The organism is Azohydromonas lata NBRC 102462, assembly GCF_001571085.1.
Classification (GTDB): Bacteria; Pseudomonadota; Gammaproteobacteria; order Burkholderiales; family Burkholderiaceae_C; genus Azohydromonas; species Azohydromonas lata.
Window position 1 is genome coordinate 12,459 of sequence record NZ_BCTC01000038.1, and the last position, 17,971, is coordinate 30,429.

Genomic DNA, 17,971 nt, shown 5'->3' on the forward strand with positions numbered 1-17,971 from the left:
AGCCTGCCAGGCACGAATCGTGAGTTCATCCCTTGTTTCTTCGCCAAGCTGCTGAGCAAATCCATGAAGCCGCTGAATGACGCACCCCTGTGCCGGATCCTGCTGGCAACAGCAACGATGCGGTTATGACCCAAGGGCTTGTGGACCAGGCGGGCTCGGCTGCGAGCGATGGCGAGGAGCGCTTTCGCGCCATGGCCGAGCTGCTGCCCAGCATGGTGTTCGAGACCGATGAGACCGGGGCCAACACCTGGTCCAGCATGGCGTGGGTGCGCTTTACGGGCCTGAGTCGCGAGCAGCTTGCCGGCGAGGGCTGGCGAGCGGCCATCCACCCGGACGACCTCGCCACCAGCCATGCCGGCTGGCCGCTGTCGGTGGCCACTGGAGCCGAGTTCCTCGCGCGCAGCCGCGTGCGGCGCCACGATGGCGCGTGGCGCTGGCACCTGGTGCGCGCCGTGCCCCGGCGCGACGCCGCCGGCCACGTGCTGGCCTGGACCGGCTCGGCCACGGACATCGACGACCTCGTGCATGGCCAGGCCGTCTTGGAGGAGCAGGAGCGGCGCAGCCGCTTCCTGTTGGCGCTCAACGAGCGGCTGCGCGACCTCACCGACCCGCAGGCCATCGTGGACGCGGCGTCCGCGGCGCTGGGCACGCACCTGGGCGTGGCGCAAGTGGGCTATGCGGAAGTGGAACAAACGCCGTCGCATACGGTGGTGCGCGTGCATCGCGACTGGAACGACGGGCGCCTGACCTCGGTGGTGGGCGAGTGGCGACTGGAGGATTTCGGCGAGTTCGTCGCTGCGGCGATGAAGGCCGGCCGCAGCATCAGCGTGGCCGACGTGCGGCAGGATGCGCGCACCAACGCGCCCGAGGTGCTGGCGGCCTACGAGGCGATCCGCACCTATGCCTGCCTGAGCGTGCCGCTGCTCAAGCACGGCCGGCTGGTGGCGACGCTGTTCGTCAACCACTGCCAGGCACGGCCGTGGCAGGACGTCGAGATCGAGCTGGTGCAGCAGCTGTGCGAGCGCGTGTGGGCAGCGGTGGAAAGGGCGCGTGCCGAGCGGGCGCTGGCGGCCAGCGAAGCCCACCTGCAGGCGGTGCTCGATGCCCTGCCCGTGGGCGTAGGGCTGGCGGACGCCGAAGGCCGGCTCGTGCGCCACAACGCGGCGAACCGGGCGCTGTGGGGCATGCTGCCCGCGACCCATCACTGGGAAGAGTACGGGCAGTGGGAAGCGTACTGGGGCGACAGCGGCGAGCGCATCGCCGCCAGGGACTGGGCCCTGGCCCGGGCGCTTCGCCAGGGCCAGGTCGTGCGTGGCGACCTTGTCGAGTACCAGCCCGTCGGCGGCGGGCCGCGGCGCTGGTGCCTCAACAGCGCAGCTCCCGTGCGCGACGCGCAGGGCCGCATCGTCGGCGGCGTGGCCGTGACGCTGGACGTGACGCCGCTGCGCGCGGCGCAGGCGGCGCTGGCCGAGCGCGAGCGCATCCTGTCGCTCTTCGTGGAAAACGCCCCGGCAGCCATTGCCATGTTCGACACGGGCATGCGCTACCTGGCCGTCTCGCGCCGGTTCCTCTGCGACTACGGCCTGCCGCCAGACACCCCGGTGATCGGCAGCTCGCACTACGAGGTGTGGCAAGGACAGCCCGCGCACTGGCCAGCCCTGCATGCGCGCGCACTTCAAGGCGAGAACGTCGTGCAGGAGCGCGACGCCTTCGTCGGCGCCGATGGCCGCCAGGGCTGGCTGCGCTGGTCCATGTGCCCGTGGCGTGACGGCCAAGGCCGCATCGCGGGCGTGCTGCTGACAGCGGAAGTGATCACAGCGCAGGTGCAGGCCGAGCAGCAGCTCCACAGCAGCGAAGCCCAGGCCCGGCAGGCTGCGGCGCAGCTGGCACAGACCCAGCTGCGGCTGGAGGCGGCCCTGGCCAGCGGGCGCCTGGGCGTGTGGGACTGGAACGTGGTCACGGGCGAGTCCTGGTGGACGCCGCAGATGTTCGAGCTGGTCGGGCTGCCGGTGCGCGAGGACGGCGCGGCGCGAGCGGACTTGTTCATGGCCATGTTGCATCCCGAGGACCGATCCGGTGTCGAGCGTGCCGTGGGGCAGGCCCTGGACGGCACACACCCATTCGACACCGAGATGCGCCTGGTGCGCGCCGACGGAGCGACGTGCTGGGTGCTGGGCCGGGCCGTGGTGCTGCGCGACGAGCAGGGCCGGGCACAGCGCATGGTGGGCGTGAACCTCGACATCACGGCGCAGAAGGTGGCGCAGTTGCGCGTGCAGGAGCTCAACGCCACGCTGGAGCAGCAGGTGCTGCAGCGCACGGACGAGCTGCAGCTCGCAGCCGGGCGTGAGCGCGCCATCCTGGCCAGTGCGGCCAGCGCCATCGTCGCCACTGACCTGGCCGGTCGCGTCACCTCGTTCAATCCGGCTGCCCAAGCCATGTTTCAGAGGAGCGCCGAAGCGGTACTGGGCACCCCGGTCGTCGATCTCTATGACGCGCAGTACCTGCACTCGCACCTGGCCGACTTCCCGCCGGAGGTGCTGCAGGTGCTCTGGCCTGACGACGCCGCCCGCCTCCAAGGCTCACCCGGCGCCGAGCGCAGCGAGTGGATCTACGTGCGCGCGGACGGCACGCGGTTTCCCGGGCTGCTCAGCGTGAGCGTGCTGCGCGACGCGTACGGTGCGCCCCTGGGCTTGCTGGGCGTGGTCACGGACCTCAGCGAGCGCAAGGCGCTGGAAGAGGCGCTGCGGCAGCGCACGCAGCAGGCGGAAGCCGCCAACCGGGCCAAAAGTGCTTTCGTGGCCAACATGAGCCACGAAATCCGCACGCCCATGAACGCCATCCTGGGCCTGACACACCTGCTCGCTGGCGAAGGCGCCACGGCGCAGCAGGCTGCGCAACTGGCCAGGATCGAGGGCGCGGCGCGGCACCTGCTGTCCATCATCAACGACATCCTGGACCTCTCCCGTATCGAGGCCGGCAAGCTGGAGCTGGAGCAGCGCGATTTCTCGTTGCCAGCCCTGCTGGAGCAGGTTCGCTCCATGATCGGCGCCAGTGCCGCGGCCAAGGCGCTGGCCGTGGAGGTGGACATGGGTGACGTGCCGGCGTGGCTGCTGGGCGACGACACGCGCGTGCGCCAGGCGCTGCTCAACTACGCGGGCAATGCGGTCAAGTTCACCGAGTCGGGAAGCATCACGCTGCGCTCACGGCTGGAGCAGCAGCGCGACGCGAAGTTGCTGGTGCGCTTCGAGGTTGAGGACACCGGCGTCGGTGTCAATCCTCAGGAGGTGGCGCGGCTTTTCGAGGCTTTCGAGCAAGCGGACGCCTCGACCACGCGCGAGCACGGTGGCACGGGGCTGGGTCTGGCCATCACGCGGCGCCTTGCCGAGCTCATGGGTGGCAGCGCCGGTGCACGGCCCCGTCCGGGCGGGGGCAGCGTGTTCTGGTTCACGGCCTGGCTGGGGCGAGGTGCCGGCGCTCCAACGGCCGAGGCCGCGCCTGCACGCCCTGACGTCGCACTGCGCCAGCGCCACGCCGGCGCACGGGTGCTGGTGGCGGAGGATCACCCCGTGAACCGCGAGGTGGCGCTGGCGCTGCTGCGTAACGTGGGGCTGGACGTCGATTTCGCCGAGCACGGCCAGGCGGCTGTGGAGAAGGCTGTCCGTGGCTGCTACGACCTGGTGCTCATGGACATGCAGATGCCGGTGATGGACGGGTTGCAGGCCACGCGCGCGCTGCGCGCGATGACGAGCCTGCAGGCATTGCCCATCCTGGCCATGACGGCCAACGCCTTCGGCGAAGACCGGCAAGCTTGCCTGGCCGCGGGCATGGACGACTTCGTCACCAAGCCGGTGGAGCCGCAGGTGCTGTACGCGACGTTGCTGAAGTGGCTCGAAAGCGGGCGTGGCGACACGGCAAGGCAGGTGCATCAGGCGCTGCAGCCACCGCCCGGGTCGAACTGGCACAGCGCCTGAGCACAGACCTGCACTGTTGGTCAAGCCGTGGCTGTCGCCGTGCGGGCGCCTTTGCTTGCTGCCCCCAACCAAGCACGCCACCCTTGGCCACAAGCAGGTCCCAGCAGCCGTGAACCGTGGCCATGAGCTCCTTGTGGTCAAAGGGCTTGGCCAAGTAGGCAGTGCAGCCCGTACCCAGGATGCATTCCCGGTCGCCCTTCATGGTCAGTGCGCTGAGCACTGAACTAAAGTCCTTCACACCGGCAGCGTTTCGACGGACGCGTGCTTTGGAGCACATGTGAAAGATACGTGCAATGCGGCTTGGCGCCTGAAGTGGTATATTAGACATGCGCTTGTATTCGATGAAACGATGACTTCCTACGAGTTCGTTTTCTCAACGTAAGCGCCTGGATCACGAGTTGATCTCTCTCCTTTCCCAGGGCTGCTGATTGCTTAGGCGATCTTGATGTTCTGGCTACCTCTGGTTCGCAGCGAATACCCCTGCCAACCAGCGCCTGGACCGAGTTCATCCGCCACACAGGCACGTGCGCCTCGCACGCCACATTAGCCAGACCCGGCCGGCCGTCTATGAAGGCCGTGCCACCGAAAGCACTACATCGACATATCCATCCGGGTAGGCAAGTACCTTGTCTCCCCTCTGACCCGATCTCTCGGGCAGGGCCGCTTCGCCGCCTCCGTCTCCATTCGCAGCGGACGAGGCAGCGCTACGCATGACCGCGTCCTGCGCTTCACGCCGGAATTCGGTTCCGGTGAGGCCGCGCTGCACTACGCCACCGCTCAAGGACTGGACTGGATCGGGCGCACTGCTGCCGACCAGGCTCCGGCCTGATCGAGCCCCGTTTTCCACCCCTTACAGACATCGAAAGTGACCTCATGGCCAAGGAAGAATTGATCGAGATGCACGGCGTCGTTGGCGAAGTTCTGCCCGATTCGCGCTTTCGCGTGAAGCTGGAGAACGGGCACGAGCTGGTGGCCTACACCGCCGGGCGCATGAAGAAGCACCACATCCGCATCCTGGCCGGCGACAACGTCTCGCTTGAATTGTCGCCCTACGACCTGAGCAAGGGCCGCATTACGTTCCGGCACCTGGAGCGCCGGGGACCGCCGCCTTCGGCTCAGCAGCGCAGGCGTTGATAACTCCGCACGCAGCCACACCTCACGACGCGGCTTCTTCGCCAAGAAGCTGCTCCACCGCACCAGCCTGAGCTGGGGCATAGCTACTTTTTCCACTACCGTCACGACAAGGAACGACGACATGACTACCGAAACCGGCACCGTCAAATGGTTCAACGAAACCAAGGGCTTTGGCTTTATCACGCCTGACAACGGCGGCAAGGACCTGTTTGCCCACGTGAGCGAAATCCAGGGCACTGGCTTCAAGACCCTGGCTGAGAACCAGCGCGTGGAATTCCAGGTCACGCAAGGCAAGAAAGGGCCGCAGGCTTCCACCATTCGGACGCTGTAACGCAGCACCGGCGTCCCAATTCTCGCCGGCAACCTTGACCACATGACTACACAAGCCGGCACCGTCAAATGGTTCGATGAACCCAAGGGCTTCGGTCTTATCAAGCCCGACAACGGTGGCAGCGACTTGTTTGCCCACTTCAGCGAGATGGTCTGCGCTGGTGGCTGCAAGGCACGCTGACGCAGCGACGCGGCATCCTCACAGTTCCTGTCGGATGCACGTGGACCGCGCAACGTCCACAGTCATGTTGGGTGGCCAGGCACCATCTTGAGGTGGTCCTGGCCGGGTCTTGTTAAGACATGTCCTTGCTGATGCTGAACACCGGCAACAGTTGGCCAATTCGTACCGGTAAGCCTTGGCTGTCAAGCTCGACATATCCAGAGACACCCAACGACTGCTCGTTGCTGCTCACGGAAATCGACAGCATGGGATTCGACGGCGCAGATTCATGCGTCTCGTCTACCGTGCACACCACCATCGATTGCTGCGCTAGATACATGCTGACGGTGATGACTTCAACGCCCGCACCAGCGGCTGCCGTTGCGTCGGCGTCGAACTTGTCCATGGCCTGCAGAACGTTGTCCTTTGGTGGTTCGATATCAAGCAGGGCACGTTCTACGCCGCGCTCCAACTCGGTGGCCTGAAAGGCAATCCAGCGGCCTGGAAAGTCAGAAAACCGCATGCCAGAGCTGCTACAGCTATTGGCGAAGCGGGTGAAAATGGCAGTCAGCGACTCGGGCAACTGCAGCGTATGGTTCATTTGCATGTTCGTGTAATGTGCCATGCCACGAGCCTTTGGCCAGGCTGAAGGGCTTTGAGCGTTGCATTGATTGACAGCGCAACCTTCAGATTTGAGCAGATGCTTGGTCAAGCCCATCATTCAAAGCTTGCCATCCAAGTCGCCTGCAGCAGGCCACGCCGCAACGCCGTGCGCACCGGTCGCTCTGCAACTTTCGGAGCGAAGGTGGTGGTGTTGCCAAAGTCGCTTTCCGGCACCCGTCTTGCCCTCGTCCATCAAGGCGTGCTGGCGCCAGGATGCCTGGCCACGGCTGTAGCGTCACATAGAGAGTCCCGGCATTGTCGAGATCGAATTGCCCACATATCGCCGACCGCGACCAAGTCCAGGACGAAGCGCTGTGGCTGAATTGCGCCCGGTACACCGACATCCTGCTCACACTCACCGAGCCTCGTCCCAAGCGGAACTGATGCGGGAACCGACAACGGCGCGTGTGCCACGAATGCCGCTGAAAGGCGCTCGAAAGTGAACGTTGGGCGGTGTTTCCGCCGCAGCCGTGTGTCTGCGGATCGCACGCCGCTGACTACACCGTCCATCGGCAAGGGATGCCGCAGCGTTGGTCCCGAAGCCTGCGTCGGCTGAATCTTCGCCCACGCAACCGCCAGCCATCTTCAAGGATCGTCATGGTCAGGCTCCAGTTCGCTATCGAACTCCGCTACAACGTTCTGTCGCCCTCGTGCGATTTCATCTTCAACATCCAAGCGGCCCATACCCGCAGCCAGACCGTGCGCCACGAGCGCTTGTCTATCCAGCCCTGGCTGCCGTTCGAGGTGCAGATGGAGCGCGTCCATGGCAGCCGTTTCCTGCGGCTGCATGCCGGTGCAGGTCCGCTGCAGGTTAGCTACCAGGCCAGCGTCGACATCTGCCACCATGCTCAGCGCACGGACACGATCACCGAGATGCCGGTGTCCCAACTGCCCTTGGCGGTACTGCCCTACCTCTATCCGAGCCGTTACTGCCAGTCTGACCAACTGCTGCGGCTGGCCGCCAGCGAGTTCGGCCACCTGCAGCCGGGCTATTGCCGAGTACAGGCCATACGGGACTGGGTGCAGCACCGTGTCACGTTCAAGCAAAGCAGCACCCATTCGGGTACCTCGGCCTTGGACACGCTCAACGACCGGGTGGGCGTATGCCGTGACTTCGCGCACCTGATGATCGCCCTGTGTCGGGCGCTCAACCTTCCAGCCCGCTTTGCAACGGGCATCGACTACGGCGCCGACCCTCGGCTCGGGCCGAGCGACTTCCACGCCTATGTCGAGGTCTACCTCGGTGGACGCTGGTACATCTTTGACCCTTCGGGTACCGGTATCCCGATGGGGTTCGTTCGCATGGGCACCGGACGGGATGCGGCCGATGCCGCCTTTGCCACGATCTTCGGTGCCGTCCAGTCACCACCGGCGGTGCCGCGGCTGCATATCGAGGCGCTGGCAGATCCGCGGGACGGCTGTGTCATGCCCATTCATTGCCTTGAAGCACTGTCTACCGACGACGGGTCACCCCAAGCCGTCGCCCAGGCATGATTCAGTTGTAGGCTCACTCGCGCTGGCCTCGATCGAGAGTAGGATTTCAGGTGATCTGGAATGGGCTGAAGCCGGAAATGCTTCCCGGCGCACCTTTTCTGGCATTGCCTTGAGCGTGCTGATGCATCGCTTGTCCAACCACAACAAGCGGTGCAGCCCCCTTGAAAGCGCTGGCCTGTGGACGTACCGGCGGCCGGCCGGCGGCGGCCTCGTGGAGATCGGTACCGTGCAGGGTAGGGAAGTGGCCTTGCCACCTCACTTGCACGACGAGGACCAGTTGGTGTTCGTCGTCGCCGGCCAGCGCCGCTTCCTCATCGGCGAGACCGTGCGTTGCGCGAGGGCGGGGCAGGCAACGCTCATCCCGGCCGGCACGCCTCACCGGTCGCTGTCTGAGTCCTCGGACGTGGTTTGCATCAACCTCTATCTGGCACCGGGGTGCTACGCCGTGGACAACTTGATGGCAGACCTGTCCCGGAGGTGGCGTTCCGACCCAGGCCTCGACGAGTCGAGCTTGCTGTGGCTGGTGGACGCTCACCAGATTGCCACTCCAGAGCCCTCCGCTACGAACGCCGGCGAAGGCCTCTGCGATGTACGTCCTGGCCCGGTCTGGCAGGCCGCCCGCGCTGCCGGCCTGAGCCGGGAAGGCTATTCACGACGCTTCACGCGGCTGCACAGCATCCCGCCGGCCACGTTTCGCATGCTCATGCAGCTCAACGCCGCGCGGCGGCTGTTGAGGGCGGGTCAGCCCATCGCGGTTGTTGCCGCGGAGACCGGGTTCTCCGACCAGAGCCACCTGGGTCGGTGCTTTCGGCGCTTTTTTGGCGTGACACCGGGCCGGTACCGCGCGGGCTGAGCCCGGTCACATCCGTTCTATATCAGGGTGAGCAAGCACCCTATCGTGCCGCTGCGCGTGCACGGTCCAGGTCTTTGCGCCGGGGGCATGCGCAATCGAGCTCAACCAGGGAAAAACGGATGTCGCCTACGTCAACGCTCATTTCTTCGCTCCTTGTCATCGGCGCAGGCATCAGCGTCGCCTTGCAGCAAATCCTCAACGCCAACCTTCGAACACAGCTGGGCTCGCCCTGGTGGGCGGGCTTCGTCAGCTACTTCGTCGGCATGGTGGCCATGCTGCTGGTGGCCACGATGGCGCCCGGGCCCCGTCTGTCACTGCCGAACATCGGTTCTGGCACCGGCTCATGGATGGCGTGGACCGGCGGCGTCTTCGGCGCCATCTTCATCGGGACGGCCATCCTCATGGTGCCGCGGTTGGGCGCAGCCACGGTGTTGGCGCTGATCGTCGTGGGCCAGATGCTGGGCTCCATGGCCTTCGACCATTTCGGCCTGTTCGGAATGCCTCAGCACCCAGCGAGCCTGGTTCGGATGGCAGGCGCCGGATGCCTGATCCTTGGCGTCGTCCTGGTCCGCGCCTAGCGCACAGCCAACCGCGTGAATCGTGCGATGGCCGCCCATGGCGGATCAAAATGGTGGCCGTCGGCCATCGCATGCCACAGTGCCCAGCGCCGCATGCACGCTACATTGGCTACGTCGAACTCGTTGAGAGGAGGGCGCTCATGCAAAGACCCAGTCCCGTGGGGATGATGCTTCAGTTCGCGTTCGGTTCTGGTCCAGCGCGGCCCAAGTCATCCGGCGGCCCGGCATCCCAGGCCAGTGACGACGCTGCCTGCGAATCATCGCCACAGATGCTGGCGCTGGTGACCGCGGCCAAGGCTTGGTGGGAAGCCAGCCGGCCCGCGGGCTGGTCGCTGGAAGAGCATCTGGCCGACCCGACCGCCGGTTGCCGCGATGGAGCGCAGGAGCGAGCGCTGGCTGAAGCGGTTGCGCAATGGGTGAGGCAGGGCGCCTGACTGGATGGCGCGGCACGGGCAGAAGTGGTGTGCGAGCCATCGCCCGGTGGCGTCCTGGTTCCGCTACGCTGTTGGGCATGTCTGCGCGACACCATCGCGCCGAGGAGCCTGTGGATGTCAAACAGCCCCCGTGAGCCGCTGCGCCTGCATGTCCCGGAGCCCAGCGGGCGACCCGGGCAGCACACCGACTTCTCCTACCTGCACCTGTTCCCGGCCGGCGCCGCGCGCCGGCCACCGATCGATGTCGCGCCAGCCGACACCGCTGATCTGAGCTACGCGCTGGTGCGCGTGCTTGACGATGAAGGCCGTGCAGTCGGCCCGTGGGCGCCGTCTGCCGACACCGCACTGCTCAGGCGTGGCCTTGCTGCGATGCTGCGCACCCGGGCCTTCGACGCGAAGATGTTGACGGCCCAACGGCAGAAGAAGATCTCGTTCTACATGCAGTGCCTCGGCGAGGAAGCCATCGCAACTGCGCACGCGCTTGCGCTGGAGCCGGGCGACATGTGCTTTCCCACCTATCGCCAGCAGGGGCTGCTGCTGGCGCGCGATGACATTCGCAAGGCCGAGCTGATGTGCCAGCTGATGAGCAATGAGCGTGACCCGATGAAGGGTCGCCAGCTGCCGGTGATGTACTCGTACAAGCGCGCTGGCTTTTTCACGATCTCGGGCAACCTGGCGACGCAGTTCATCCAGGCGGTGGGCTGGGCCATGGCGTCGGCCATCAAGGGTGACACGAAAATCGCCTCCGGATGGATTGGCGACGGTGCGACCGCCGAAGCCGACTTTCACACGGCACTGACTTTCGCCCATGTCTACCGCGCCCCGGTCATCCTCAACGTCGTCAACAATCAGTGGGCGATTTCCACGTTTCAGGCCATCGCTGGCGGCGAGGCGACGACGTTCGCAGCGCGCGGGGTTGGCTGCGGCATCGCCAGCCTGCGCGTCGACGGCAACGACTTCCTGGCCGTGCTCGCGGCATCACGCTGGGCCGCCGAGCGGGCACGAAGCAACCTTGGGCCGACGCTGATCGAGTGGGTGACCTACCGCGCCGGCGCGCATTCGACTTCCGATGACCCGTCGCGCTACCGGCCCGCCGATGACTGGGAGCATTTTCCGCTGGGCGATCCCATCGAACGGCTCAAGCGCCACCTGATTGCCCTCGGCGCCTGGAGCGACGACGAGCATGAACGCACGCGCAAGGCGCTTGAAGCCGAGGTCGCTGCGGCGCAGAAGGAGGCGGAAGCCCATGGGACGCTGCTGGACGGCCACATCCCTCCACTGGAGTCGATGTTCGACGACGTCTATGCGGCCATGCCGTCACACCTGCGCGACCAGTTGCGCCAGGCCCGCGAGGCCGAAGCCGCGCGCCGTGCAGGCAAGGAGGGCTGAGATGGCTCGGATGACGATGATCCAGGCGCTGCGCTCGGCGATGGACGTGATGCTCGAGCGTGATCCGAATGTCGTGATCTTCGGGGAAGACGTGGGGTATTTCGGCGGGGTGTTCCGCTGCACCGAGGGGCTGCAGGCCAAGTACGGCGCCTCGCGTGTCTTCGATGCACCGATTTCCGAGGGCGGACTGGTCGGTGTCGCGGTCGGCATGGGTGCCTACGGGCTGCGGCCCATCGTCGAGGTGCAGTTCGCCGACTATTTCTACCCAGCTTCGGACCAGATCGTGTCCGAGGCGGCGCGGCTGCGCTACCGCTCGGCAGGCGATTTCACGGCACCCGTCACCATTCGCATGCCTTGCGGCGGCGGCATCTATGGCGGCCAGACGCACAGTCAGAGTCCGGAGGCGCTGTTCACGCATGTATGCGGCATTCGCACCGTGATGCCATCGACGCCCTACGACGCAAAGGGACTGTTGATTGCGGCTGTCGAGTGCGACGACCCGGTCATTTTCCTGGAGCCCAAGCGGCTCTACAACGGCCCCTTCGACGGCCACGCCGACCGGCCGGTCGTGCCGTGGTCCAAGCATCCGGCGAGCGAGGTGCCCGAGGGCCATTACACCGTGCCGCTGGAGTCGGCTGCGGTGTTGCGCGCCGGACGCGACGTCACTGTGCTTGCTTACGGCACGATGGTCTTCGTTGCGGAGGCTGCGGTGCTGGAGTGTGGCGTCGATGCCGAGATCGTCGACCTGCGCAGCCTCTGGCCGCTTGATCTGGCGGCCATCGTCGAGTCGGTGAAGAAGACGCGGCGCTGCGTCGTCGTCCACGAGGCGACGCGCACCAGCGGGTTCGGCGCGGAGCTCGTCGCACTGGTACAGGAGCACTGCTTCTACCACCTCGAAGCGCCGATCGAGCGCGTCACCGGCTGGGACACGCCCTACCCGCATGCGCTCGAGTGGGCCTATTTCCCAGGCCCGCAACGCGTGGCTGCCGCGCTGCGTCGCGTGATGGAGGACTGAGCATGGGTGCACGCATCGTCAAGGTGCCGGACGTTGGCGAGGGCATCGCCGAGGTCGAGGTCGTCGAGTGGCACGTGAAGCCGGGCCAGGAGGTCGCCGAGGACCAGGCCCTTGTGACACTGATGACCGACAAGGCCGCGATCGAGATCCCGTCGCCGGCCGCAGGCCGCGTCGTCGCGCTCGGCGGTGAGGTTGGACAATTGCTTGCAGTGGGCTCGACGCTGGTGCGCTTCGACGACACGGCAGGCGGCGAAACCGCCGCGGTTGACCAATCGCGTGATGCCGGCGGCCCGCCAGCCGTTGAGCCGGCCGAGGTGCAAGCGCACCCGCCTTCGTCCGGGCATCGACTTGAGCCGGCCGCTTCCGGCGCAGTGCCGGCTCCGGCACACCCCGGCGAGCGTCCCATCGCGTCGCCCGCGGTGCGCCGCCGCGCCTGGGACCTCGGCATCGAGCTCAAGGACGTGCGGCCAAGCGGTACCGCCGGCCGGATTGTCCATGCCGACCTCGACACGTACCTTGCGAGCCATGGCGCTCAGCCACCACAGGTACCGGCTGCGGCGCCAAGCACGGCTGACGCCGTACGCGACGAGACCGAAGCGGTACCGGTCATTGGGCTGCGCCGGCGCATCGCAATGAAGATGCAGGAGGCCAAGCGGCGTATTCCGCACTTCAGCTATGTCGAGGAGATCGACGTCACGGAGGTGGAGGCGCTGCGCGCTGCGCTGAATGCGAAATGGGAGGGCCGGCGGCCGCGCCTGACGCTGCTCGCGTTCATTGCACGCGCGATGGTGCTGGCCTGCGGCGAGTTTCCGCTGGTCAACGCGCGCTTCGATGATCAAGCCGGTGTCGTCACGCGCCACGGTGCGGTGCATCTGGGCGTCGCGACCCAGACCGAGCACGGACTGATGGTGCCCGTGTTACGCCAGGCCGAGGCGCTCGACCTGTGGGCGATTGCGCGTGAGGTCCTGCGCCTGGCTGAGGCAGCACGCGCCGGGCGCGTGACGCGCGACGAGCTCACCGGCTCGACGATCACGCTGACCAGCCTTGGCGCACTCGGCGGCATCGTTTCTACGCCAATCATCAACCATCCGGAGGTTGCGATCGTCGGCGTCAACCGCATCGTTGAACGGCCGGCATTGCGCGGCGGGCTCGTCGTGCCGCGGCTGACGATGAACCTGTCGTCGTCATTCGACCACCGTGTCGTCGACGGCGTGGACGCTGCGCGCTTCGTGCAAGCGATCCGCGGCTTCTTGGAATTGCCGGCAACACTGTTTGTCGAATGACGCCGCCAGCACTGCTGTTTCAGAGCAAGCGCACTGTGCCCAGCAGCTCAAAGGCCTTGTCTTCCGAAAGCGCACCTTGCCGGTCCTTTAACGCCAGGATCTTGATGAGCGCCTCGGTGATGGGCGCCAAGCCGCCTTCGAGGATCAACGGCGGCGCGGACACGGGCGCCAAATCGCGCGCCGTTTGCAGCGGCTGAGGAGCGCTGACCGATAGCGCAGCGTTCACTGGCACATGGGCCAAGGCCGTGGTGTGAGCCGCCATGGCATCTGCATGCACCACCGGCAGCGTTCCTTGCTTTGGCGGCTGGACGGCCGGCTCGACTTGTGAGAGCAGGTCGGCTTGCACCGGGGTGGCGACAGCAGTGCGAGCCGTATTTCCGGGCAGGTCACTGGCCTCGCTGCGTTGCTCGTGATCGCCTTGGCGCTCAGCTTGACGGCGAGGGCGCGTTTTTCTAAGCACGGTCTCTTCACGGGGCACGCTGACGGTCACGGCCTCTTCTTCAGTGGTGCCGGTTGCGGCCCTCGCCGTCTCATTAAGCTGGGCCGATACCGGGTCTGCCAAGGGCGTGGCCTCTTTGCCTGTACCCACAGCAGTGATCTGGGCTGGCGCCGTGTCAGGGGTTGGGGTGGTCTCAGCGCCAGCACCCTTGCCACGCGGCAAGGGTGTCAGGCGCTGCAGCGTCACGGCCGGGACATCCGCTACCGTGCGAGGCGCCTCGAACCAATCGCCAGGCATGTCCAGCGCCTGCGCGATGTTCCGGCAGAAGTCCTGGTCCAGGACCTTGCCGCCATTGGCAATGGTGGACATGTAGGGCTGACTGATGCCGATGACGCGTGCCAGGGCACTCTTGGCGCCCTTGCCCTGCAGCAGGAGGCTCAAATTGCGCTGGCGCAGCTCAGGCGACGGCGTCGCGTGGTCCGCTTTCGGGGTGGACTGGGCCACAGTCACTGAGGGCGTGGTCGTGGATGCGGCCTTTGCTGCTTGCATGGAACGGGTCCTGGTGGCTTTCATGTCTTCAACAGGAACGTTGGTTGGGGCCTTGTCCGCTACAAGGGACAGTGTCGCCTGCGCTGCCTCGGCGGAATCTGATGATCCGATGGGAACAGCTTGGCCGAGCTGCGCCGAAGCGTCTTGAACGGGGTTCCCGGCCATGCGTGACGTCGGTTGGAGCACGGCCGATATCACGCCGGCTGACCGCAACGGGTCGGATGCCGCCACTGCTGGCATGGACGCAGCGTCGCCATCGACATCGTCCTCATGCAGGCCAGCTTTCTCTGGGTGTCTCAGCAACTCCAGGGTGCCCTCAGGCACTTCCTTGTTGAGGCCATCCAGCCACTTGCCCGGCAGGTTCAACGCCCGCTCAACATGAAAAGCCGTCTCGTCCGCGCAAAGAGCACCTCGGGACATGGCCTCCAGGCGTTCCAGAGGAACCTCTGCCACGAGGGCCAGCGCCTCGCGCACCGGCGCCTTGTCCAGCAACAGCCGCAAATTTGCGGCACGCAAGGCACCGTTGACGCCTTGCTGGGGCGACTGGGGCTTGAAACTGTTTTGCCGCGGTCCGTCGGACCGGCCGTTGGACCCTATATGCAAGACGACGTCGTCACGCATGGGATCACGAGAGCCCCTTGCACGGCTCGGCCCACGGCTGCTGTCACGACGTTTCGTTTGCCAATCAGGCTTTGCCAAGTGTTCCTCCCGAGTTCAGGATCAAGCAGGTTGTTCAGCCATCGTTCATGGCCTTGTGAACAAGAGTCCGGCCTGCTGTCGAGCGAGTTTTGATCTTCTACTTTACTCGCGCATGCAACACGCGTGCTTTATTACATTCGGGCCCAGCAGGCGGCGTGCTTATCGTCGGTGCCTGGGCCGGATACCGGCAAGTTCGATGCGCAGCGCTTCCCGATCAAACTGAGGATCTACCAGGTCAGGCAGCCATTCCAGCCGTTCATAAAAGAGAAGGGCGGCGGCGTAGACGGCCATGGATACCGAAGCCTCGCCACGTTCGAGATTGATGATGGTCGGCGGCGATGCGTTGAGCTCGGCAGCCAGGTCGCGGATCGTCATCCCGCGGCGTTCTCGTGCCAGGCGCAAGTTGGCTCCCAGCGTCGTGAGTGCATTCGTGATTGCCGGAGACAGATCGCGGGACAGTTTTGGGGCACGTGACATGTATTTTAGTTGAACACAGTCGCGTAAGTTGTTCAAATATAATTGAACAGTTGGCTTCCAACCTTGAATTGATGCTCAGGCATTTCGAGACTGGCTTCAAGCTCATTGGAGAACACATAAGTCTGGAGGCCAAGGTGCTCAAACGGACTGTGCGGACTCGGTCATCAACAACCAGATGTTTCGCTCGACTATTGGGCCAAGCGCTCAATGCGGGAGCCAGACCACACCAGCCATCGCACGCGACTCTTTCAAGGCACCATTGCGGCTCATCACTGCATAGGAGAGCTTGTCCATGTCAAAAACTGAAACCCAGAAGAACAGCGCTTTCATGAAAGCTTTGAAGCCCAGTCCTGTCCTGGCAGTCATCGTGGGCACCGAGCCACTTCCCCGCACCGAAGTCACCAAGCGCATCTGGGACTACATCAAGCAGCACAACCTGCAGAACCCGGCGAACAAGCGCAATATCTTGTGCGACCAGACCTTGAAGGCGGTCATGGGCAAGGACGAGGTGACGATGTTTGAGATGACTGGCCTGGTCGGCAAGCATTTGGCTTAAGCGCAACTTGCGTCGACAGACTTCGGTCGTGACTCATGAGAAAGCCCTGCAGTGCAGGGCTTTTTTACAAATAACTGGCGAGTAGTTGGTTTTGTCAACCGAGCCGCTGCCACGCCGTGCGGCGAGACGGCAAACCAGATGGGAATTGACCCGTGAACGATCCTGCTCAATAGGTTGGTTCTGTCACAAGAGTGCTGGCCTGGGCAGCGAGACAGCAGCGCTTAAGTTTCTCAAGCAACGAGCGCGCCGGTGCCACAAGGACAAATGAGTGAAGTGCCCCGCAGTTGCCGTGTCCCAGGCAGTGAGTGGGCCGCTGCAGCGACTTGCGGCTTGATCCACATAGGAGGACATGCGACAAGGCGTGGCTCGCTCAGCATGTTGCCAAGCAGCTTTGCAACGGATCGGCTGCAGAAAGAAGAGGGCCGGCTCAGCCGGCCCTCCAGGGTCACAGACAAGGCAACCGTCACTGACATCAGCGCGTCAGGGCTGCCGTTGGGGGCACCGGTATCGCAAGCGACACCAGCGCCCCTTTCAGCCAGGACGGCCGTTACAGCTTGGGTGCACAGGACGCAAATTTCGACGGGCAACCAGCGTTCAGGCCACCAGCCCCGCCTTGGGGGAAAGCTTCGCCCTTGAACATTCTCAGTACGTCCTGCCAGGGGTTATGTTTGGAAGTATGGCGGTACCAGAAGACGTAATTGCTGTGCAGTTGGTCACGTGCAAAGGTGTAGATTTTTCGCACGTCCACCTGCACATAGGGACCGCCGTGGCGTACAGCTTCATAGCTGTCGGACTCCACCTTCATGCCGATGGGAATCACGCCTTTGGCCTTGTCGTTGAAGACGTAGGCGGATCTCTCCAGGTCCGGATCATTGATGAAAACGTCAGGTCCGCCCATGCCCACGCCCTTGTCCTTCATGTTTTGGAACAGAGGCGGCACCAGATTGGCTGGGTAATTGATGAACTGCAGCACCACGCTGTTGGGAAAAGCGGCGCGTGCAGCCGTGTCCACTTTGGCCAGGTTGGAGAAGAACTGCTTTTTCTGCGCGTCCGACAAAGGCTTGACCATCATGCCGAAGGCCGTTTCGGTGAAGGTGATGCCTTCGAAGCTGTTGTCCTTGTTGTAGCGTTTGCCCAGGGCCTGGACCAAGGCTATCAAGCGGTTGCGAACATCGTCATCGTGCAGGGAGGCATTCTCGCCATAGGTGCCCTTGATGGTGCCGATGCGAAAGGCGCCACCGCTGTACTGCGCCGTGCGCAAGTAGTCAGGCACGGCCTTGTCGCCGTCGAAAGTCTTGGTTCCCAGCGTCAGGAACAGCCGTTTGCCCTTGGCCTTGGCCTTGTTCAAGTAGCGGTCGATGCGAGAGAAGTCATAGACGCCCTTGCTCTTTTCCAACTGCCGCCAGTTGGCCCGCACCATGATGCCTTTTACATGAGGCATGCCGGCCGTTTCATTCAAGCCGGCGTCGATGACGAAATCACCAGCGTTCGAGCCATATTCGATGTAATGGCCGGGATTCCATTTGGTCACGACGCCGGCTGCCAGATTGGAGGACAGCAAAGCGTTGCTGTCGTTGGCTTGCTCATTGACGAAAGTCAGCGGATCCAGCACCGGGACATCGTCGCCCACGAAATCGTCCGGTCCGAAACGGATCGAATAATCTTCAGTGGAGTCGGCAGTATTTGACGAGGCCGTCGCCAAACCCAGCGCGATCTCTCTTTGCGCATCGGTGGGCGAGGTGGCGGTTTCCATCGGCGCAACAGTTTCGCTTTGGAGGTCTTCTCCTCCACCGCATGCTCCAAGAAAGACGGAGCATGCAAGGGCAATGGCCAAAAATTTCCTTTGGTTTGAGAATTTCATCCGGTCAATCAACGGCTCGCCTAGGCAGGCACGCGCGGAGCGTGTCACCTGGGCTTGGGCACAGTGGACCTGGCGGGCGCTTCAAA

Annotated in this window: 17 protein-coding genes; 12 read left to right on the top strand and 5 right to left on the bottom strand. The window is 64.6% G+C overall.

Annotation, left to right across the window (positions count from 1 at the left end; genetic code table 11):
- Window positions 1-125: 125 nt before the first annotated feature.
- The 4 genes from ALA01S_RS14635 (at window position 126) to ALA01S_RS31870 (ending at window position 5,616) form a co-directional block, all read left to right on the top strand.
- Window positions 126-3,971, top strand: coding sequence for a PAS domain S-box protein (locus ALA01S_RS14635; RefSeq protein ID WP_066337604.1), 3,846 nt, complete (start codon window positions 126-128; stop codon window positions 3,969-3,971).
- A gap of 873 nt (window positions 3,972-4,844) precedes the next feature.
- The gene (gene infA, locus ALA01S_RS14640; protein ID WP_066337606.1) at window positions 4,845-5,105 is read left to right on the top strand and encodes a translation initiation factor IF-1; all 261 of its coding nucleotides are present in this window, start codon (window positions 4,845-4,847) and stop codon (window positions 5,103-5,105) included.
- A 121-nt stretch (window positions 5,106-5,226) separates the two neighbouring features.
- Entirely contained in the window at window positions 5,227-5,436 is a 210-nt protein-coding gene (cspE, locus tag ALA01S_RS14645) for a transcription antiterminator/RNA stability regulator CspE (protein ID WP_066337608.1), read from the top strand.
- A 42-nt stretch (window positions 5,437-5,478) separates the two neighbouring features.
- Window positions 5,479-5,616, top strand: coding sequence for a cold-shock protein (locus ALA01S_RS31870; RefSeq protein ID WP_084267577.1), 138 nt, complete (start codon window positions 5,479-5,481; stop codon window positions 5,614-5,616).
- A gap of 112 nt (window positions 5,617-5,728) precedes the next feature.
- Here ALA01S_RS31870 and ALA01S_RS14650 read toward each other — a convergent pair whose 3' ends face one another.
- Window positions 5,729-6,196, bottom strand: coding sequence for a hypothetical protein (locus ALA01S_RS14650; RefSeq protein WP_157119017.1), 468 nt, complete (start codon window positions 6,194-6,196; stop codon window positions 5,729-5,731).
- Window positions 6,197-6,855: 659 nt separating this feature from the next.
- On the opposite strand from ALA01S_RS14650, the gene ALA01S_RS14655 reads away from it, so the two are divergent.
- From ALA01S_RS14655 to ALA01S_RS14680, 7 genes are all read left to right on the top strand, one after another.
- The gene (locus tag ALA01S_RS14655; protein WP_066337612.1) at window positions 6,856-7,752 is read left to right on the top strand and encodes a transglutaminase-like domain-containing protein; all 897 of its coding nucleotides are present in this window, start codon (window positions 6,856-6,858) and stop codon (window positions 7,750-7,752) included.
- 115 nt (window positions 7,753-7,867) lie between these two features.
- On the top strand, window positions 7,868-8,605 hold the full coding sequence (locus ALA01S_RS14660; protein ID WP_373862996.1) for a helix-turn-helix domain-containing protein: 738 nt from the start codon (window positions 7,868-7,870) through the stop codon (window positions 8,603-8,605).
- 119 nt (window positions 8,606-8,724) lie between these two features.
- The gene (locus ALA01S_RS14665) at window positions 8,725-9,183 is read left to right on the top strand and encodes a DMT family transporter (RefSeq protein WP_066337614.1); all 459 of its coding nucleotides are present in this window, start codon (window positions 8,725-8,727) and stop codon (window positions 9,181-9,183) included.
- 269 nt (window positions 9,184-9,452) lie between these two features.
- Window positions 9,453-9,617 (top strand): hypothetical protein, encoded by a 165-nt coding sequence (locus tag ALA01S_RS33030; protein WP_157119019.1) that lies wholly within the window; start codon window positions 9,453-9,455, stop codon window positions 9,615-9,617.
- 114 nt (window positions 9,618-9,731) lie between these two features.
- Window positions 9,732-11,006 (top strand): 3-methyl-2-oxobutanoate dehydrogenase (2-methylpropanoyl-transferring) subunit alpha, encoded by a 1,275-nt coding sequence (locus ALA01S_RS14670; protein ID WP_066337615.1) that lies wholly within the window; start codon window positions 9,732-9,734, stop codon window positions 11,004-11,006.
- Window position 11,007: 1 nt separating this feature from the next.
- Window positions 11,008-12,021 (top strand): alpha-ketoacid dehydrogenase subunit beta, encoded by a 1,014-nt coding sequence (locus tag ALA01S_RS14675; RefSeq protein ID WP_066337617.1) that lies wholly within the window; start codon window positions 11,008-11,010, stop codon window positions 12,019-12,021.
- A gap of 2 nt (window positions 12,022-12,023) precedes the next feature.
- Window positions 12,024-13,304, top strand: a complete 1,281-nt coding sequence (locus ALA01S_RS14680; protein ID WP_066337618.1) for a dihydrolipoamide acetyltransferase family protein — start codon at window positions 12,024-12,026, stop codon at window positions 13,302-13,304.
- A gap of 19 nt (window positions 13,305-13,323) precedes the next feature.
- On the opposite strand, the gene ALA01S_RS14685 is transcribed toward ALA01S_RS14680, so the two are convergent.
- From ALA01S_RS14685 to ALA01S_RS35210, 3 genes are all read right to left on the bottom strand, one after another.
- Window positions 13,324-14,913, bottom strand: coding sequence for a helix-turn-helix domain-containing protein (locus ALA01S_RS14685; protein ID WP_157119020.1), 1,590 nt, complete (start codon window positions 14,911-14,913; stop codon window positions 13,324-13,326).
- Between the two features lie 237 nt (window positions 14,914-15,150).
- The gene (locus tag ALA01S_RS33985) at window positions 15,151-15,468 is read right to left on the bottom strand and encodes a helix-turn-helix domain-containing protein (protein WP_084267578.1); all 318 of its coding nucleotides are present in this window, start codon (window positions 15,466-15,468) and stop codon (window positions 15,151-15,153) included.
- A 204-nt stretch (window positions 15,469-15,672) separates the two neighbouring features.
- Entirely contained in the window at window positions 15,673-15,798 is a 126-nt protein-coding gene (locus ALA01S_RS35210) for a hypothetical protein (RefSeq protein ID WP_259375521.1), read from the bottom strand.
- Here ALA01S_RS35210 and ALA01S_RS14695 point away from each other — a divergent pair.
- On the top strand, window positions 15,761-16,024 hold the full coding sequence (locus tag ALA01S_RS14695) for an SWIB/MDM2 domain-containing protein (protein WP_066337623.1): 264 nt from the start codon (window positions 15,761-15,763) through the stop codon (window positions 16,022-16,024). The two genes, ALA01S_RS35210 and ALA01S_RS14695, sit on opposite strands and share 38 nt — an antisense overlap.
- 547 nt (window positions 16,025-16,571) lie before the next feature.
- Here ALA01S_RS14695 and ALA01S_RS14700 read toward each other — a convergent pair.
- Window positions 16,572-17,885: a hypothetical protein gene (locus ALA01S_RS14700; RefSeq protein WP_157119022.1), complete on the bottom strand. Its 1,314-nt coding sequence runs from the start codon at window positions 17,883-17,885 to the stop codon at window positions 16,572-16,574.
- Window positions 17,886-17,971: the final 86 nt, after the last annotated feature.

Bases quoted from the DNA above. Each gene is read 5' to 3' on its own strand.
- ALA01S_RS14635 (WP_066337604.1), top strand. From the start codon at position 126: ATGACCCAAGGGCTTGTGGACCAGGCGGGCTCGGCTGCGAGCGATGGC.
- infA (WP_066337606.1), top strand. From the start codon at position 4,845: ATGGCCAAGGAAGAATTGATCGAGATGCACGGCGTCGTTGGCGAAGTT.
- cspE (WP_066337608.1), top strand. From the start codon at position 5,227: ATGACTACCGAAACCGGCACCGTCAAATGGTTCAACGAAACCAAGGGC.
- ALA01S_RS31870 (WP_084267577.1), top strand. From the start codon at position 5,479: ATGACTACACAAGCCGGCACCGTCAAATGGTTCGATGAACCCAAGGGC.
- ALA01S_RS14650 (WP_157119017.1), bottom strand. From the start codon at position 6,196: ATGAACCATACGCTGCAGTTGCCCGAGTCGCTGACTGCCATTTTCACC.
- ALA01S_RS14655 (WP_066337612.1), top strand. From the start codon at position 6,856: ATGGTCAGGCTCCAGTTCGCTATCGAACTCCGCTACAACGTTCTGTCG.
- ALA01S_RS14665 (WP_066337614.1), top strand. From the start codon at position 8,725: ATGTCGCCTACGTCAACGCTCATTTCTTCGCTCCTTGTCATCGGCGCA.
- ALA01S_RS33030 (WP_157119019.1), top strand. From the start codon at position 9,453: ATGCTGGCGCTGGTGACCGCGGCCAAGGCTTGGTGGGAAGCCAGCCGG.
- ALA01S_RS14670 (WP_066337615.1), top strand. From the start codon at position 9,732: ATGTCAAACAGCCCCCGTGAGCCGCTGCGCCTGCATGTCCCGGAGCCC.
- ALA01S_RS14675 (WP_066337617.1), top strand. From the start codon at position 11,008: ATGGCTCGGATGACGATGATCCAGGCGCTGCGCTCGGCGATGGACGTG.
- ALA01S_RS14680 (WP_066337618.1), top strand. From the start codon at position 12,024: ATGGGTGCACGCATCGTCAAGGTGCCGGACGTTGGCGAGGGCATCGCC.
- ALA01S_RS14685 (WP_157119020.1), bottom strand. From the start codon at position 14,913: ATGCGTGACGACGTCGTCTTGCATATAGGGTCCAACGGCCGGTCCGAC.
- ALA01S_RS33985 (WP_084267578.1), bottom strand. From the start codon at position 15,468: ATGTCACGTGCCCCAAAACTGTCCCGCGATCTGTCTCCGGCAATCACG.
- ALA01S_RS14695 (WP_066337623.1), top strand. From the start codon at position 15,761: ATGTCAAAAACTGAAACCCAGAAGAACAGCGCTTTCATGAAAGCTTTG.
- ALA01S_RS35210 (WP_259375521.1), bottom strand. From the start codon at position 15,798: ATGAAAGCGCTGTTCTTCTGGGTTTCAGTTTTTGACATGGACAAGCTC.
- ALA01S_RS14700 (WP_157119022.1), bottom strand. From the start codon at position 17,885: ATGAAATTCTCAAACCAAAGGAAATTTTTGGCCATTGCCCTTGCATGC.